The 17876-nt window shown below is 36.1% G+C and carries 19 protein-coding genes; 2 read left to right on the forward strand and 17 right to left on the reverse strand.

Going from position 1 to position 17876, the window contains the following annotated elements; translation table 11 throughout:
• Positions 1 to 19: 19 nt before the first annotated feature.
• Together BST92_RS04845 and BST92_RS04850 are read left to right on the forward strand one after the other, a co-directional pair.
• Complete coding sequence (locus tag BST92_RS04845) at positions 20 to 928, forward strand: NifU family protein (RefSeq protein ID WP_105070429.1); 909 nt, start codon at positions 20 to 22, stop codon at positions 926 to 928.
• Positions 929 to 1052: 124 nt separating this feature from the next.
• The gene (locus tag BST92_RS04850; protein ID WP_105070430.1) at positions 1053 to 1253 is read left to right on the forward strand and encodes a dodecin family protein; all 201 of its coding nucleotides are present in this window, start codon (positions 1053 to 1055) and stop codon (positions 1251 to 1253) included.
• A 1-nt stretch (position 1254) separates the two neighbouring features.
• Here BST92_RS04850 and tsaB read toward each other — a convergent pair whose 3' ends face one another.
• From tsaB to BST92_RS04935, 17 genes are all read right to left on the reverse strand, one after another.
• The gene (gene tsaB / locus BST92_RS04855; protein WP_105070431.1) at positions 1255 to 1944 is read right to left on the reverse strand and encodes a tRNA (adenosine(37)-N6)-threonylcarbamoyltransferase complex dimerization subunit type 1 TsaB; all 690 of its coding nucleotides are present in this window, start codon (positions 1942 to 1944) and stop codon (positions 1255 to 1257) included.
• A 1-nt stretch (position 1945) separates the two neighbouring features.
• Positions 1946 to 3217, reverse strand: coding sequence for an efflux RND transporter periplasmic adaptor subunit (locus BST92_RS04860; RefSeq protein ID WP_105070432.1), 1272 nt, complete (start codon positions 3215 to 3217; stop codon positions 1946 to 1948).
• A 4-nt stretch (positions 3218 to 3221) separates the two neighbouring features.
• Positions 3222 to 4676 (reverse strand): TolC family protein, encoded by a 1455-nt coding sequence (locus BST92_RS04865; RefSeq protein ID WP_211292440.1) that lies wholly within the window; start codon positions 4674 to 4676, stop codon positions 3222 to 3224.
• Positions 4606 to 5775: an efflux RND transporter periplasmic adaptor subunit gene (locus BST92_RS04870; protein WP_105070433.1), complete on the reverse strand. Its 1170-nt coding sequence runs from the start codon at positions 5773 to 5775 to the stop codon at positions 4606 to 4608. Before BST92_RS04870 ends, BST92_RS04865 begins: the two co-directional genes overlap by 71 nt.
• 16 nt (positions 5776 to 5791) lie before the next feature.
• Complete coding sequence (locus tag BST92_RS04875) at positions 5792 to 7051, reverse strand: ABC transporter permease (protein ID WP_105070434.1); 1260 nt, start codon at positions 7049 to 7051, stop codon at positions 5792 to 5794.
• A 1-nt stretch (position 7052) separates the two neighbouring features.
• Positions 7053 to 8300: an ABC transporter permease gene (locus BST92_RS04880; RefSeq protein ID WP_105070435.1), complete on the reverse strand. Its 1248-nt coding sequence runs from the start codon at positions 8298 to 8300 to the stop codon at positions 7053 to 7055.
• Positions 8293 to 8994: an ABC transporter ATP-binding protein gene (locus BST92_RS04885; RefSeq protein ID WP_105070436.1), complete on the reverse strand. Its 702-nt coding sequence runs from the start codon at positions 8992 to 8994 to the stop codon at positions 8293 to 8295. The genes BST92_RS04880 and BST92_RS04885 overlap by 8 nt, the downstream gene beginning before the upstream one ends.
• Before the next feature lie 95 nt (positions 8995 to 9089).
• Complete coding sequence (locus BST92_RS04890; protein ID WP_105070437.1) at positions 9090 to 9302, reverse strand: hypothetical protein; 213 nt, start codon at positions 9300 to 9302, stop codon at positions 9090 to 9092.
• 2 nt (positions 9303 to 9304) lie between these two features.
• Entirely contained in the window at positions 9305 to 9832 is a 528-nt protein-coding gene (locus tag BST92_RS04895; protein WP_105070438.1) for a DUF420 domain-containing protein, read from the reverse strand.
• A 2-nt stretch (positions 9833 to 9834) separates the two neighbouring features.
• A complete protein-coding gene (locus BST92_RS04900) occupies positions 9835 to 10536 on the reverse strand; it encodes an SCO family protein (protein ID WP_105070439.1) in 702 nt (233 codons plus the stop codon).
• Positions 10529 to 11233 carry a membrane or secreted protein gene (locus tag BST92_RS04905; RefSeq protein ID WP_105070440.1) on the reverse strand — a complete coding sequence of 235 codons (705 nt, stop codon included), beginning with the start codon at positions 11231 to 11233 and terminating at the stop codon, positions 10529 to 10531. The genes BST92_RS04900 and BST92_RS04905 overlap by 8 nt, the downstream gene beginning before the upstream one ends.
• 59 nt (positions 11234 to 11292) lie before the next feature.
• Positions 11293 to 11700 (reverse strand): cytochrome C oxidase subunit IV family protein, encoded by a 408-nt coding sequence (locus tag BST92_RS04910; protein WP_105070441.1) that lies wholly within the window; start codon positions 11698 to 11700, stop codon positions 11293 to 11295.
• Between the two features lie 17 nt (positions 11701 to 11717).
• Positions 11718 to 12716: a cytochrome c oxidase subunit 3 gene (locus BST92_RS04915; RefSeq protein WP_105070442.1), complete on the reverse strand. Its 999-nt coding sequence runs from the start codon at positions 12714 to 12716 to the stop codon at positions 11718 to 11720.
• A 36-nt stretch (positions 12717 to 12752) separates the two neighbouring features.
• A complete protein-coding gene (locus tag BST92_RS04920; protein WP_105070443.1) occupies positions 12753 to 13340 on the reverse strand; it encodes a cytochrome c oxidase subunit 3 in 588 nt (195 codons plus the stop codon).
• A 3-nt stretch (positions 13341 to 13343) separates the two neighbouring features.
• Positions 13344 to 14237: a heme o synthase gene (gene cyoE, locus BST92_RS04925; protein WP_105070444.1), complete on the reverse strand. Its 894-nt coding sequence runs from the start codon at positions 14235 to 14237 to the stop codon at positions 13344 to 13346.
• Between the two features lie 200 nt (positions 14238 to 14437).
• Positions 14438 to 14626 carry a hypothetical protein gene (locus BST92_RS04930; protein ID WP_105070445.1) on the reverse strand — a complete coding sequence of 63 codons (189 nt, stop codon included), beginning with the start codon at positions 14624 to 14626 and terminating at the stop codon, positions 14438 to 14440.
• Between the two features lie 198 nt (positions 14627 to 14824).
• Complete coding sequence (locus BST92_RS04935) at positions 14825 to 17866, reverse strand: leucine--tRNA ligase (RefSeq protein ID WP_105070446.1); 3042 nt, start codon at positions 17864 to 17866, stop codon at positions 14825 to 14827.
• Positions 17867 to 17876: the final 10 nt, after the last annotated feature.

Genomic DNA, 17876 nt, shown 5'->3' on the forward strand with positions numbered 1-17876 from the left:
CACTTATAAGAGAACGATCATGGATTCACATACAATTACTATTACACCTACTACTAATGAGGCGATCATTAAATTTGAAAGCAATCATTTTCTAGTTAAAAATGAAAGCTATGAATTTAAGAACATCGATGACGCAAAACCATCACCGCTAGCGCAGCAATTATTCTATTTACCGTTTGTAAAAACCGTTTATATCACTCAAAATTTTATAGCCATAGAGCGCTATGACATTATTGAATGGAGCGACGTACAAGATGAAGTAAAAGAGCAAGTAGAAAATTACTTGAATAGTGATGCACCGCTTTTAAATATAGAAAGTACACAAAAGAAAATTCCGGTAACCGTGTATGCTGAGGCTACTCCTAATCCTTCAGTAATGAAGTTTGTGGCTAATAAGAAGCTAGTAGTGAATAGCACAGAATTTAAATCCATTGCTGACACGGCAGATAACACACTGGCGCGTCAATTATATAATTTCCCTTTTGTAAAAGAAATCTATGCCGATGAGAATTATGTATCCATTCAGAAACATGATATTGCGTCTTGGGATGAAGTGACCTTTGAAATACGTTCTTTCATTAAAGAAGCTATAGAAAATGGTGCTGAGATAGGACCGTCTAAACATGAAGCCGGAACAGTTAAAAAAGAAGGTGAAAACATAGAGCTTCCTAAATTTGAAAACCTAGATGATGTTTCTAAAAAAGTGGTAGAAATCCTAGATGAGTACATCAAACCTGCTGTAGCGAGTGATGGTGGTAACATCGTCTTTGACAGTTATGATGAAAACACTAAAGAGGTAAAGGTTATTTTACAAGGTGCCTGTAGCGGTTGCCCATCATCTACCATGACTTTGAAAAGCGGTATAGAAACAATGTTACGTGATATGTTACCTGGTAAGGTAGACCGCGTGATGGCTATAAATGGCTAATAAACATGTCAATCATCTTTAAAAATTGCTATTGATCCACTTATGTTTTTAGCTAGCTAATTTTAATATCGATTTTAAAATTTTACTTATCTTTTGAATCTAATTTATTTAATAAGATATAGTTATGGCAATTTTAAAAGTAATTGAAGTATTAGCAAATAGTGATAAAAGCTGGGAAGACGCAACAAATAAAGCGGTAGAACAAGCCTCAAAGAGCGTTAAAAATATAAGATCTGTCTATGTAAATGAGCAAAGTGCACAAGTTAAAGACGGAAAAGTATCTGAATATAGAGTGAATGTAAAAATCACTTTTGAGGTAAAGTAATCTATCCTGCCTTAAACTCTTTAAGGTAAAAAGGTTCAAAATAAGCGACATCAACAGTGTCGCTTATTTTATGTTTTAAAACAGCAGTATCACACATGGTAATTGCTGTAGGATTAGAAGTCACGTATTGATGGGCAGGTTCTTTAATCAGATCCTCAAATTTCTCCACACCAGTACCTATGAAAGTAATGGTTCCGCTTTCGCGAAAGCGAGAAAAAGAATCCTCATCCAATATAACCGCTTTAGTAGTTTCTAAAAGCTCTTTACCTTGATACACTGAAGCGTAAACCTCCATACGTCTTGCATCTAACATAGCGATAGTATAATCACTTGGTAAAGTATTTTGCAAGCTTAAAGACTCTAAGGTGTTGATTGCAATCATAGGAATATCTAAAGCATAACACATGCCTTTTACACTAGCAACACCGATGCGTAAACCGGTATAGGATCCTGGTCCTTCACTAACGGCTATGGCATCTAAATCTTGAACGGTTAATTGATTGCGTTTTAATAAGTCATCTATAAAGACATGCAGTCGTTCTCCATGAGAATAACTAGAGCTATTGTCTTCTATAAAATCGATACAATGCGCTATTTGAAATGAATTAACAGTTGCGTTGCTAGTGTCATCACTAGCCAGTGCTACTGAACAATTTGTAGAAGAAGTTTCTACACAAAGAATGAGCGCCATATTATTCTTTCTCTACAGTTTCTTCTTTACTCTTCTCAGTATTAATGAGATCACCAGTTTTAAGCTCTTTAGTAACGGTGCGATATGGTCCCGTAATGATTTCTTCACCTTCTTTAAGACCAGTAAGAATTACAATATTTTTATCATCCTGTATACCTGTAGTAACCACGCGCAGCTTTGCTTTATCACCTGATTTTACATAAACACACTCATACTTTTCAGCATCCAACTCAATATCTGAGCGTCTTTTATTTTCTGTAGTATCGTTTTTTACGACTATCGAGCTTATAGGTACTGCTATAGCATCTTTCTTTTCTCGTGTAATGATGTCTACAGTAGCTGTCATTCCAGGTTTAAACGGACTGTAATTTTCTGGTTTCCCTTCTGTAAGATCTGTATAGGAATCTGGAAGAATACGTACTTTAACTTTAAAATTAGTAACCTGATCTGCAGATAGTTGACCGGTAGCTGTGTTTGCGATTTCTGTAACTGCTCCTTCAAACTTTTTCTTTAAGTACGCATCTACTTCTACAATCGCTTTATCACCTACAGCTATTTTTACGATGTCATTTTCATTTACATCTACTTCAACTTCCATTTGTGATAAGTCTGCAACACGTAGTAATTCTGTACCAGCCATTTGTTGAGTTCCTACTACTCGCTCACCTAATTCAACAGCAAGTAATGATATGGTACCTGTCATAGGAGCAAATATGCTAGTACGACCTAGATTGTCTGATGCCTCATTAACAGTTGCACCAGCACTTTGTACCGTAAAATAAGCAGATCTTTCAGATGCTTTTGCCCTATCATATGCTGCAATAGCTGCGTCAAAATCTGATTGTGAAATCACACCTTTTTCAAATAAGGTTGCACTACGACCATAGTTAGCTTTTGCTTCAACTAATGATGCCTTAGCTTGTTCAAAACCAGCTTTAGCATTTGCGAGTCCAGCTCGAGAACGACTTACACTAGATTGCAATAAATCTGGATTAATGCGTGCTAGAAGATCTCCTTTTTTAACAGCTTGACCTTCCCTGATAGGTAATTCAATAATCTCACCAGGAACTTCTGGAGAGATACTTACTTCAATCTCTGGCTTGATTTTACCAGTAGCGCTTACCGTTTCAATAACATCCATTTTTTCAATGGTCATTACTTCTACTGTTTTCCCCTTATCCTTACCACCTATTACACCAACAGCTTTGAGTCCAAAGTACCCGATAACAGCTATTCCAATAAGGATTAATATAATAAGTAATGGTTTTTTCATGATTTTAGAGTTTTAAATCTTCTGGTGCTATTCCCGTAAATAATTCGAGAACTTTAAGTTTAAAGATGTAGTCGTATTTACTGCGCAATAGACTGCTTTGCGCGTTAGTTAGTTGTGTTTGTGATTGATTAAAATCAAAAGCATTCATTAAGCCTACATTGTAACGCTCTTGTGCATACTCATATGCGAGTTCTCTTGCTTCTAATGCTTTTTGAGCACTTTGATAAGTTAGTCTGGAACCTTGAGCATCGTTATATGCTTGATATATATTTTGTTTAAGGTCTAGTTTTGCCTGAGTTTCTTGCAAACGGTTATTCTCTACATTGAGTTTACTGCGTTTCACATTATTAGAAACTGACCAGCCATTGAAAATAGGTAGATTTAAGCTTAGACCATATGATATACCATCATTTAATGACAACTGATCAAAGAAGGCTAGATTTAATCGATCGCTCTCACGTGTATTATAGTTAAAAAATGCACTAACCGTAGGTAATCTAGCTCCTCTAGCTATTTTTAAATCTTGTTCTGCAAGTGCTGTATTTTGTTCAGCGATTTTAATTTCGTATCTATTTTCAGTAGCAGCAGCATATATACCGTCTGCGCCTTGATCTAATATTAAAGCCACAGGATCATTTAAATCTGGATCTGAGACATCAAATCCTTTAAAGTCTTCTAAGTTTAAAATTTGAGCTAGTGTGATACGAGAAATAACAACATTGTTTTGCGCAGCAAGGATTTGCTGTTCTTCATTTGCATATGTAGCCTGTACTTCTAGGACATCACCACGTGGTAATGAACCTGCGTCAACTAATTGCTGAGTTTGCTCTAGTTGTTTTGCGGTTAACTCGTGTTGAGCCTCTAATTGCTTTAAATTTTCTTTATTAAATAAAACATTTAAATAGCTATTTGCTACGTTTAATAAGATATTATCTTCTAACTGCTCTGCATTATATTGAGTGGCTAGAATATTCATTTTTGCACGTTGATGACGATATGCATTGCGCATACCATTGAATAACGTTACACCAGAATTAATTCCGTAGGATGAGTTACGTGTCGTTTGTGTTTGTAAAACACCGGTAACTACGTTTTGAGTAAGTCCAGTATTCCATGAATTACTTGCGCTGGCATTAAGACTAGGTAAAAAAGCGCCTAAAGCATCTTTTTTATTTAGTTGAGCTTGCTCGATATTTAAATCTGCCTGCTTGATACTGATGTTATTTTCTATTGCATAATCCACACACTCTTGAAGAGTCCATGATTTTGTTTGTTGCGCTTTCGCGAAAGCGAAACTTAAAACGGCAATACTACAGATGATAATTTTTTCATTCTCATAACTTCCTATATGATATGTATGTGTTTCTATTAAAATGTTACAAAAAAGTTTATCCGCCGTATCCGCCTCGACCTGTAGGCGCCTTAAGCGCGTTCCAAACTTTAATTTTATCACCTTCATTGACTCCAGAAAGAACCTCCACGTTAATCCCGTTGCTTAAGCCTAGTTCTACCTCACGTCTTTCAAACTCTTGATCACCGATTGCCACTTCTACAAAAGGTTTTTTAGTCTTTGGATCGTATTGTACAAGAGCTTCTTTAATACTTAAAACTTGTTCTTTTTTATCAAGTATAATACTTGCATTTGCACTTAATCCAGCTCTAATAAAAGTAGAATCTTGTGCAGCTTTTAAAGTTCCTTTAATTGCAAATTGAATAGCTCCATTCTCTGCAATACCCTTAGGAGCTACATAATCCAATACTGCGTCAAACTTTTTATTGTCAAAAGCTCCTACGGTAATCTCTAACGGTAAACCTTCTTTTATTTTACCTACTTCACTTTCATCTACTTTACCTTCAAAAATCATTTTGTTAACATCTGCGATAACGGCTATTGAGGTTCCTTCATTAAAATTGTTTGCCTCGATGACTTGATTTCCTTCTTTTACTGGTACATCTAGCACCATTCCAGATACGGTAGCGCGTATAGCGGTTTGGGCATAATTACCTAGTCCAGCAGTGGTTCCTGTTCTTATAATATCATAGTTTTGTTGTGAACTAGTAAGGTTTACTTGTTCTTGCTTTAAACGTTGAAGAGCGTTATTATATGCGTTTTGAGCCAAGTCAAATTCATTTGCGGCGATAACTCCTTTATCAAAAAGTGTTTTTTGTCTGTTATAGATAGCTTTTTGATTATCTAAGGCAAGTTTTGCAGTTTCTACAGCAGTTCTAGCTCCAGAGATGTTGTTTTTTGCATTGGTTAATGAAGAAACATTAGGCACGACTTTAATGTCTGCTATTAAATCTCCTGCCTTTACAAAGTCACCTGCCTCTACATGGATTTTATCAATTACTCCAGATATGTTAGGTTTAATATTCACCTCTTCTTTAGGTACAATACTTCCTGTAGCGACTGTCTCTTTGATTATCGTCTCCTTAGTAGGCTGCTCAGTAGTGTAAGTGATAGGGTCTTCTAAATCTTTTTGATAGATGTAAAAAATCCCTGCTGTTGCAAGTAGCAGTATGATGATCAATGTAATTACGGTTCCTGTACGTTTCATTATGGTTACTTAGTTATTAGTCTGTTCTTAAAGCGTCTACTGGTTTCATTTGAGTAGCACGTGATGCTGGTATAAATCCAGCGAGTAATCCTGCGATAATTAAAATGATAAGTGCGATAATAATAACGGTAATATTCACACTAGGATTTGCAAAGTTTTCAACTGGTCCACTTTGGTCTAATATATAATTCATCACCCATATTAATCCTGCTGCTGCCGCTATACCTGCTAATCCTGATACTATGGTAAGCACCAATGATTCTTGTAAAATCTGTGCTTTTATGTCCCATGGAGATGCTCCTAAAGCGCGACGTACACCTATTTCATTGGTGCGCTCCTTTACAACGATTAACATAATATTACTTATACCTATTCCTCCTGAAAGTAAAACTAATGCTCCTACAAAGTATCCTACAAAACCTAGTATATCAAAAAGACCTGTAAAGCGTGCAAAGATTTCTGCCTTATCAAAATTACCTATCGCTCTTTGATCATCTGGATGCACACCTCTTTGCTCTCTCATTATAGAAAGTATTTGAGGTTTTAAAGTGGTTATACTTGTATGATCGTATGCGGTGATTGCCATCCAACCTACATTATTACCTGTATTAAAGGCATTTGCAAAACTGGTGAATGGTATAAATATATTATTTGCTTCTTCTTCACTGTCACCTTGTGTATTGGGATTTTGAAAAACACCTACAACTTTAAAATTGACACCATTTATTTTTATATAAGTACCTATAGGCTCTTCACCGATGTCGTATAAGGATTTAACAACATCAGTACCTATTACTGCGGTTTTCATTTTTGCATTGATATCTGAATAGTTGAGCCATCTACCTTTTATAATATCCATGTACTCCTGGTGTATATATTCTGGGTAATCTCCATAGATTCCAAAGGCTCCAGTTTTCTCATTTCTGGTTACATTGTTAGCACCACGGAAACCACCTAATTGTAATCTAGGCGACACATATTGCAATGCAGGAATATTTTGTTTGAGCGCTTCAACATCTTCTAATTTAAATTGTACAGGACGACCTTTATTAAGGCCTTTATAAGCCATTGAGGTACTTTGTCCCCACATAAACATAGAGTTTGTCGCTCCGTTTGCAAAACCGGTAGTTACACCTGTTCTTAGTCCATTGGTAAGCGCCAGTAGCGCTACTAGAATAAAAATTCCCCAGAATACTCCAAACGCAGTTAAAAATGTACGTAGTTTATTAGCATTAAGTGCTTCTAATATTTCATTCCATCGATCTCTACTAAACATATTACTCGTCTCTTAAGGCTTCTATAGGTTTAATGTTTGCGGCTCTTCTAGCTGGAATAAAACCTGCTAATGCACCAGCAACTATTAATATAATGACCGTGGTTATAGATGTTACAAAATCTACTTTAGGGTATTTAATAAAGTCTGCTTCAATTTGAGGACCTACTAACTCCAGTAAACCAACACCAAAAAACAATCCTATCAATCCCGCAAGACTCGTTATAAAAATGGCTTCTTGTAATACCATCCATATGATCTCTGATGGTAAAGCTCCCAAAGCTTTTCTAATTCCTATTTCTTTGGTACGCTCTTTTACAATAATGAGCATTATGTTACCTACTCCTACCACACCTGCAATAATGGTTCCTATACCAATAAACCAGAACACGGCTCTAATGGTATCTATTAAACCATAAATTTTCTTAGCTTCTTCAAGTGTATCGTTAACTCTCACAGCGATACGATCATCTGGTGCAACACTAAATCTAGTGCGCAAATCTTGATCAATGCTTTGAGACATTGCAGCGCTCAACGCCACTGCCTCATCAAAACTATCACTCATTTTAACGGTATAAGCAATGCGATTGATATTTTCGCCAGCATTAAACACTTTTTGGGCAGTGGTCATAGGAATGAATAACCGTGTCTCTTCACGTGTACCACCAGGATCTGTGTAAACACCTACAACTGTAAAATTAATATTATCATTAAGTATTACTGTTTCACCTACCGCATCTTTATCTCCAAAAAGGTCTTGCTTCATTTGATATCCTAAAACACCTACCTTTCTTGACCCATCAATATCTGAATTGTTAATAAAGCGACCATTCACTAGAGTAGCATTTTCAATAAATTGCTGATCTGGAAATGCACCTTCAATACGATAATTACCTTGTTTTTCTTTATAATTGATTTGTCCACCCCATGTATTATATAGACTGGTTTTATACTCTATGTGCTCCTCGTATTTTTGATTTAAATTCTCATAGTCTTTATTAGTCATTTGAAGACGACGACCTGGATTAAGACCTTTATAACCTTTAGTAGTTACCCTAGTACTAACCTGAATACGATTAGTTGCGTCACTTTCAAATTGTGATTTCACACCGTTTTGAATACCAGATGAGAAACCCAACAGTATAACCAATATAAAAATTCCAGATGCAACAGAAAGACTAGTTAAAAAAGTACGCAATTTATTCTTGCGTATCGTTTCAAAAATCTCTTGCCAGCGTTCAATATTAAACATGAGATAAAGCTTTTACCTGATCAACCATAGTATCATCTATAATTAATCCATCTTTAAGATTAACAATACGCTTAGTCATTTGTGCGATGTCAGGCTCGTGCGTTACAATAAGTATGGTACGACCTTCTTCATTAATACCTTGGATAAGATCCATCACCTCATAAGAGGTTTTAGTGTCTAAGGCTCCTGTAGGCTCATCTGCTAGTAATACTTTAGGATCACTAGCTAATGCTCTTGCAATTGCTACACGTTGTTTCTGACCACCAGATAATTGATTAGGCAAATGATCTGCCCAGTCTGCAAGCCCTACTTTTTCTAGATAATGCATGGCACGCTCATCACGTTCTTTACGACTTACTTTTTGGTAGTATAGTGGTAATGCTACATTATCGATGGCATTTTTATAATTGATTAGATTAAAAGATTGAAAAATAAAACCTAAAAACTTATTTCGATATTGTGCCGCTAGTTTCTCATTCAGGTTTTTAATAGGGACACCATCTAGTGTATAACTTCCATGATCAGCCTCATCAAGCATTCCTAGTATATTGAGTAATGTAGATTTACCTGAACCAGACGATCCCATTATGGATACTAACTCGCCTTCTTTAACAGAAAAGTTAATTCCCTTAAGTACGTGTAATGAGTTATTTCCTGTGCTATAGGATTTATTCAGGTCCTTTATTTCAATCATGGCTAGTGTTTCTAAACGAGCTATTAAGCAAGCTTAATTACTAAGACCCTAAATTTCAGTAGATGTTACAGAAAAATTGATAATAAAATGTTAATTCAACTCTTTTTAGTCGTCGATCGATAGACTAAATAGATAATTCCACCTACTAGGATGTATGGAAATATCATTAAATACGTGATTCCATTATTTAAACCTTCAGCAGCTTTAGTATCTCCACCGCTTTCTATAACTGCACGACACATGGCACATTGCGCTTTCGCGAAAGCGGAATAAAAAAAGACGGCAAGAAGTATTAAAAACTTTTTCATATCTAATAGTATGGGTACATGAATAGATAAACTAAGACGCCTGTAATTGCTACATACATCCATATGGGAAAGGTCCATCGAGCAATTTTTCTATGCTTTTCAAATTTTTTTGTCCAGGCAAAGTACATGGTATATAATACTAATGGTAAAATAATCCCTGACAGTACAATATGGGTAAAAAGTATAAAGAGGTAAACAAATCTTAGCGATGCTTCCTCTGGATATGGCACAGGCTCATTACTGATTTTAGAAATTACATAGCTCACTAAAAAAATAGCAGATAGTACAAATGCAGTAGTCATCACCTTTCTATGAGCTGACTTATTTCCACCTTTAATCAATCGATATCCAGTAAATAGTAATAGAGCTGTCATACCATTGATAACAGCATGAAATAATGGAAATAATCCAGACTCAACTCCTAAAAAGTTATAACGCTCTGGCATCAACATCAATAGCACCACTACTAGAGGCACTAAAATGGATATGGTTATGATAATTGCTGGTCCTTTTTTTTCTAGCGTACTCATACTTATTTATTTAAAAGAGTTTGTGCGTCTTCTATAATTTCTTTTAGTTGAGGCTCGATACCGTTTTCCTCTACACCACTATACACCATCATCCAGTTACCGTATGGATCTTTACGTGATCTAATAATACCTTCTCTATCCACAAGTGCAAAATTACCACTATGTTCAAATTTTATCAAACTGTCTTTACTTTCTCCCACATAAGCACTGAAACCTTCTCGTGCTAGTTGAAAGGTTGCCGCTTTATCACCACGGGCAAAGTGCCATAATCCATCTATCGCATCATGTCGATCAGCATAATTTTTAAGAATGGATTGTGTATCATAATCTGGATCAATACTCACAGATAATATTTTGAAATCTGGATGGTCCTTCAGTTTATTTTGAACTGTTTTTAGATTATGACTCATAGGAGTACAAATAGTAGGACAAGAGGTAAAGAAAAAGTCTACTATATAAACCTTTCCTTTCATGGTATCATTAGTAATGGTATCACCATTTTGATCTACTAATTCAAAGTCAGGTACTGCATTGAATTTTTTAAGAAACTTATCTGCAACAGGTGCACGGTCTTCAGACCTATTGCTATCTACTACTTTATCTTTATTAATATAGTGCACGACATTTGTAACTGCAAAGTAACCGAATATGATCACGATTATACCTAACCCTATATAATATGGAGTATCCTTAGACTTACTCATCTTCCTGAATTTTTTGATCTCTATTTTTCTTAAAGGCAAAACGATATTCTGCAAGCAATACTCTCATATCGTCTATCATTCTTTTATTAAGTTGTGCTGCCGTCCTTGTATTATAACCATAAACGACTCCATCTGTTTCAATCTCATCATCATCACGACCTCTTAAATTCCTATCCACATCTATAACAAACGCATAGTCTGAGGAAAGATCATTATTTAAGCGATCATCTGTTTTAAAGCTATCATAAAGGCCTTGTACTTGATCATTGTCACCCGACAAGAAATGCCAATCTTGTAAATCTGTGTTTTCACCCATTTGCTCAACAATTTGTTGAATATCATCCACGCCAGATTCTGGAATAATACTGATCATTTGAAACGTATTAAATCCGTGAAATTTTTTATAAATTTTTTCATTAAGATTAGAGACATACCCTAATCGCCCATATGGATTATTGCCAAGGAATGTTACAATGGTAACACTATCTTTAAGTTGTGTTGCTGTACCTTGAATGATGTTAAATTGGTCGATTTCCTGCACATTTTCAGTCACTACAGGTAAGGTTTCAAAGTGGTGTTCTCCATTGAGAAAAAATAGATAAGCAACTAACGGTAATGCAAATAAAACCACTATGACGAATTTTTTAGAAAACTCGCTGGTTTGTTTAATTCCTTCGGCCTTTGGGAAATCTGACATATTATGGTATAAAAAAGGACGGAAAAACCGTCCTTAATAATTTAATCAGTTAGTATGCATTAAAAGTCAAAACTTACAGCTGCATTTTTATAAACTTGGTAAATATATTCTCCTTCTACCAGCAATATTGCTATTAAGTAGATAATCAAGAATACTCCTGTCCACACTACAGCACGGCGCAATCCACTTACCTCATCTCTCATGTGCATGAAATCCCAAGTAATGTAATATGCCTTAACTAAAGTAAGGATGATGAATATCCAGTTTAATATTTTCAATCCTAGTACATGACCGTTTAAAGAATCTGGTTTGATGTAACCTAGAGCAACTTCAACAATCGTTATCAATGAAAGAAATATAAGTACACCCCAAATTTTCTGAGTGTTAGATTTGAACTTAACCAGACCTCTAAAGATCTCTAATTTGTGTTCTGCGTGTCCGTCAGTATGTGCTGCGTGATCTGCCATTTTAATATCTTAAAAAATTATACTAGGTAGAAGAATGTAAATACAAATACCCAAACTAAATCTACAAAGTGCCAGTAAAGACCAACTTTCTCTACCATCTCATAACTACCTCTTCTTTCATAAGTACCTAATAGTACATTGAAAAATATGATTAAGTTAAAAACAACTCCAGAAAATACGTGGAAACCGTGGAATCCTGTAATAAAGAAAAAGAAGTCTGCAAATAATGGTGCTCCATATTCATTTTCAGAAAGGTTTGCTCCTTCTACAACACCTACGGCTTGATTATTTAATTTAAATAAAGACTCTTCACGTGAAAGAACTAACTTCTCTGATGCACCAGTTTCTTCATTAACAATAAGTTGTTGTGTTCTAATTCTCAGATCAGGATTTGTTTCAAAACCTTTTCTTACTTCATCAATAGTATAAGTAGAACCTATAGGATCATCTGATTGATACCAGATACCTTCATTATTGCCTAATGCTTCTACCGGACGATCACCTACAGTTACAAATTCATTTAAGGCTACACGAGCACCTTCAGCATCTGTAAATTGAAGAATTTTTCCTCCTTTAGTTTTTACAGCACCATACTCACCATTGATAAAGTTCTTCCATTCCCAGGCTTGAGAACCTACGAAGATTAGACCACCGATAACAGTTAGTAATAAATAGAAAGAAACTTTTTTCTTATCCATATGGTGACCAGCATCTACAGCTAGAACCATCGTCACAGATGAACCAATAAGAATAAATGTCATCAACGCAACATAAAACATAGGTGCATCAGTCCCATGCATAAATGGGAAGTGATTGAACACCTCATCTGCGATAGGCCATTCTTCAATAAATTTAAATCTTGAGAAACCGTAAGCGGCAAGAAATCCTGAAAAGGTCAATGCATCCGATAGGATGAAGAACCACATCATCATTTTACCATAACTAGCCTTGAGAGGATTTGATCCACCACCCCAAGTTTGCCCTTCGGTACCAGTAGGAGCTACTGTTGTATCCATAATCTTTAATTAAAAATAATGTGCTGCAAAAGTACTCTAAAAAATGTCTTTAGCAAACACTAAAAATAATAGTAGATATATCCATAACACATCTACAAAGTGCCAAAATACGGCACCCAATTCAAAACCTAAAATATTTGTTGGAGAATATTTTCCTTGCAACATACGTATTGTCATGACTAACAACGCAATAAGCCCTGCAGCTATGTGTGCTAAATGCGCTACGACAATAACATAAATGAAAGATGCATTAACACTACTTCCTTCTCCAGTTAAAAATATTTTTTCACTAACCAGACTATCAAAGCCTGCAAATTGCATAAAAACAAAGATACTTCCCAGTAAAAAAGTAATAACTGTAAGTATAGTTGCTCCTTTTTTGTTGTTGTTAAGAATAGCTTTTTTTGCAAGAAATAAAGTCAAACTACTTAATAAAATGACACCTGTACTCCAGAAAAACTCTTCAGGCAATTCTATCTCAACCCAATCCTTGCGACCACGACTTACCACATAAGCACTAGTTAAACCAGCAAACATCATAATTAGACTTACAATAGCAAACCACATCATCTGTTTTTTAGATCGTGCTACTTTCTCACCGTGCGTTAATTCAATCTCTTCCATCGTTTATCTTAAAAATTTATCTACCACATATATGATTTGAATCAATGTGATATAACTAACACTTACTAGCATTAATTTTCTAGCAACCTGATTTGTGCGCTCCTTAAACAATTTAATTGCATAATATAAAAACCATAAGCCTAGCAATGCTACTAGCACAGCACTGATCCATGTCATATATAAACTACCTGTAACTCCAAAAGCCGGAATCAGCGATATAGATATTGTCCAAACCGTATACCAGATTATCTGCACAGCGGTACCTTTATTTGCTCCACCAGTAGGCAACATTTTAAAGCCACCAGCTTTATAGTCGTCTTCTAGCATCCATCCTATCGCCCAAAAGTGAGGAAATTGCCAAAAAAACTGCAACATAAATAAAGTACCTGGCTCTATACCAAAGTTACCGCTCGCTGCAACCCAACCCAACATATAAGGTATGGCACCGGGAAAAGCGCCTACAAAAACACACAGCGGCGTCCTAGTCTTAAGCGGCGTGTAAACTGCAGCATAAAGAATAATGCTTAACGCACCAAAAAAAGCCGTCGCAAAATTGATAAGATAAAGAATATAAATCCCGCTTAAGGCCATGATTAAACCATAAACCCATGCAGCAGTAACGCTTATACGACCAGTAGGTAGCGGTCTATTGCGCGTTCTTTTCATAAGCGCGTCTAGATCCTTCTCTATAATTTGATTAAAAACATTTGAAGAACCTACTAGAAAATAGCCGCCTACAACTAGCATTAATATCACTTTCCAGTCATACACATCAGCACCCAAAAAGTAACCTGCAATAGATGAAAACACGACCACTACAGACAATCGTGGCTTTGTAATTTCTATCAGGTTTCTCACCATGCTCGGTGATTTTTCTATGGCATTTACTTCTGTCAAAAAACTGTTTTAAATAGTTGATTTTAAAGGTTTGCAAAGATACCTTACAACAGCTTTGTGGCAAAGGAATTTAAATGCTTTCAAAGATATTTATGATTTATGAAGAATTGCGTCTCTACGCTTTCGCGAAAGCGTACTTCTTAAACGCAAAAAAGGAACCCAAAACAGGTTCCTTTTTTTTATATGATAAGACGACAAGTTTACTTTTTGCGCTTCAACTTTACAAAGCCTATACCTACAGCAGCCGCTATAGCAAGTGCAATACCTGGTATAGGTGCCTGAGCATCCTCTACATCAGTTCCTCCTGTAGAGTCAAATCCTGGTTGAGCTACAGCTGTCATAGACAACGTTAAAAAGGCGATTAAAGCTATTGATTTTATGTTTTTCATTACGTCTGTATTAATAATATTAAAGGGAACTATAGTTAAGAACAATTGCTAATTTAACATATATTAACAAATGGACTTGAAACAAATATACACTTTTCAATAAAACAGCTCAATGCTTATCAAAGATTTATCACATGAAACCTCATAATCATAACGTTAAGGTAATCTTTACATCGATTTTGTTCTGTTTTTCTTTAATTATCCTACCACAAAATTCACAATCTTACCTGGCACAATAATCGTTTTGCGGATTTGTTTTCCTTCTAGTTGTTGCTGGACTTTCTCGTTTTTTAATACCGTTTTCTCTAACTCGTCTTTTGAAACGTCTACCGGTAAATCTAAAGTAAATTTCATTTTACCGTTAAAAGAAATAGGATAGGTCTTGCTGCTTTCTACCAGATGTTTTTCATCAAAAACTGGGAAAGGTGCTTCACTTATCGACTCGTTATGACCTAGTAATGACCATAGTTCCTCTGCAATGTGAGGTGCATATGGTGATACAAGAACAACAAGTGGCTCTAACACCTCGCGACTGTTACATTTTTGAGCAGTTAACTCATTTACGGCGATCATAAAACTACTTACACTGGTATTAAAAGAGAAGTTCTCGATATCATCTTGCACCTTTTTAATGGTCTTGTGCAAGGTTTTCATGCTGTCAGGTGACGCTTTTTCTTCACTTACTGAGAAACCAGCATCGTTATGATACAGTTTCCATAGTTTTTTCATAAAACCATAAACTCCAGTAATTCCTGCAGTGTTCCATGGTTTTGCCTGCTCTAGTGGTCCTAAAAACATCTCATACAATCGCAAGGTATCTGCTCCATACTGGTCGCAAATATCATCTGGATTCACTACGTTGTATTTAGACTTAGACATTTTTTCAGGCTCAAAGAAAAGTGGAATTGATTTCAACTCATCAATTTTATTTAAACCAGAAGAATCATAGAAATACTCAAAATTTTTAGTCGTATGATACTCTTTTAGAAACTCAGTTTTAATCTCTGCATTAACCACATTTGCTATCGGAATATTACCAGATTTTAATATCTCAAAGCACAAGTCGTATTTATCATAGTGTTTATTAAACTCTAATGACATTTTATATTGCTCTTCAAAATAGTTGATTACATCCTGATGTAAGTCACTTAACTTATTAGAGTCTAATAATCCTTTAGCTACTTTTTCATCAATCACTATAATAGGTGGATTCAAATCGATTTTCACTCTATCCTTTAAACTGATAAGCTTTGGTTTTATCATATGAACAAAAGCACTCTCACCCAAAATCATCCCTTGATTGATCATCTTTTGGAAAGGTTCTTCTACGGTTACTTTACCTAGATCGTGTAATAACTTTACCCAAAATCTACTGTACAATAAGTGACCAGTCGCGTGCTCGCTACCACCTATATATAAATCTACATTGCCCCAGTATTCTTGTGCTGCTGCAGAAAACATTTCGTCTTCATTATTAGCATCCATATACCTAAACATATACCAAGAGCTTCCTGCCCATCCTGGCATGGTGTTTAATTCTAGCGGATATACACAATCGCGATCATCATCGTTAGAAACAACCTTGTTTTCTTGCGTACACCAACTCCAAGTTGTTGCGCGTCCTAGTGGTGGCGCTCCATCTTCTGTAGGTAGGTATTCGTCTACTTCTGGCAATTCGATAGGCAAGTACTTGCGGTCTATCATTTGCGGCAAGCCGTCTTTATAATATACAGGAAACGGTTCGCCCCAATAACGCTGTCTAGAAAATACCGCGTCACGTAATCTATAATTGGTTTTTCCTTTTCCTGCGCCTACTTCTTCTAGCTTAGCAATTGCAGCTGCCATCGCTTGCTTATAGCTCATTCCGTTTAAGAAATCACTGTTGCAAAGCGGTGTTTTATCTTTTGCAGCATAAGCTTCTTCACTAATATCAACACCTTCAAAAATGTTTTTGATAGCAGGCATTCCTTCCTGACCTGCAAAATAGTTTGCAAATGCATAATCACGCTCATCACCACATGGTACGGCCATTACAGCGCCAGTTCCATAACCAGCAAGCACATAATCACCTATCCATACTGGCACAGGCTCACCACTTAATGGATGCGTAGCATATGCTCCTGTAAATACACCAGAAATGGTCTTCACATCGGCCATGCGTTCTCTTTCTGATCGTGCTGCTGTTGCTTTTTTATAAGCCTCTACCGCGTCTTTTTGAGCCGCAGTAGTAATTTGATCTACCAGTTCATGCTCTGGTGCTAGTGTCATGAATGTTACTCCATAAATGGTATCTGGACGCGTTGTAAATACATCTATTTTGTGCTCATCTAGTTGAAACGAAACCATCGCACCTACAGATTTCCCGATCCAATTGCGTTGGATTTCTTTGATCGATTCTGCCCAATCTAAATCATCTAAACCTGTTAATAAACGCTCTGCAAATGCACTGATGCGCATCATCCACTGGCGCATTTTCTTACGCACCACAGGATGTCCACCACGTTCTGAAACTCCATTGACTATTTCGTCATTTGCAAGTACTGTTCCTAGTGCTGGACACCAGTTCACCTCTGTATCTGCAAGGAATGTTAATCTATAATCAAGCAATATTTCTTGTTGCTCTTTTTCTGTAAACGCGTTCCACTCTGCCGCGGTGAATTGTCTCAAATCTTCGTCTGTGGCAGCGTTGATGTTGCTGTTTCCGCTTTCGCGAAAGCGAGATTCTAACAAACTTATAGGTTGCGCTTTATCTGCATCATTATCATACCAGCTATCAAATAGCATGATAAAAATCTCTTGTGTGTACTTATAATAATCTGGCGAAGAAGTTCTTACCTCACGATCCCAATCAAAGCTAAAACCGATACGGTCCATCTGGTTGCGGTAACCTGCGATTTTATTTCCAGACTTATCAGTTCCACCTTCAATATTTGTTTTAGTAGTCTCTGCAGGATGTTGTCCTGTTTGAATGGCATACTGTTCTGCTGGTAGTCCAAAACTATCATAACCCATAGGGTGCAAGACGTTGAAACCTTTATGACGTTTGTATCTAGAGACTATATCACTAGCGATATAACCTAATGGATGCCCTACATGCAGCCCAGCACCACTAGGGTATGGAAACATATCGAGTGCATAGAATTTAGGTTTATCAGAGTTATTTGTAGCTTTAAAAGTCTTATTAGTAGCCCAATGTTTTTGCCATTTTGCTTCTATAGATTTGTGATCGTAATGCGTCATTTTATAATCT

The organism is Nonlabens arenilitoris (assembly GCF_002954765.1).
Lineage (GTDB): Bacteria > Bacteroidota > Bacteroidia > Flavobacteriales > Flavobacteriaceae > Nonlabens > Nonlabens arenilitoris.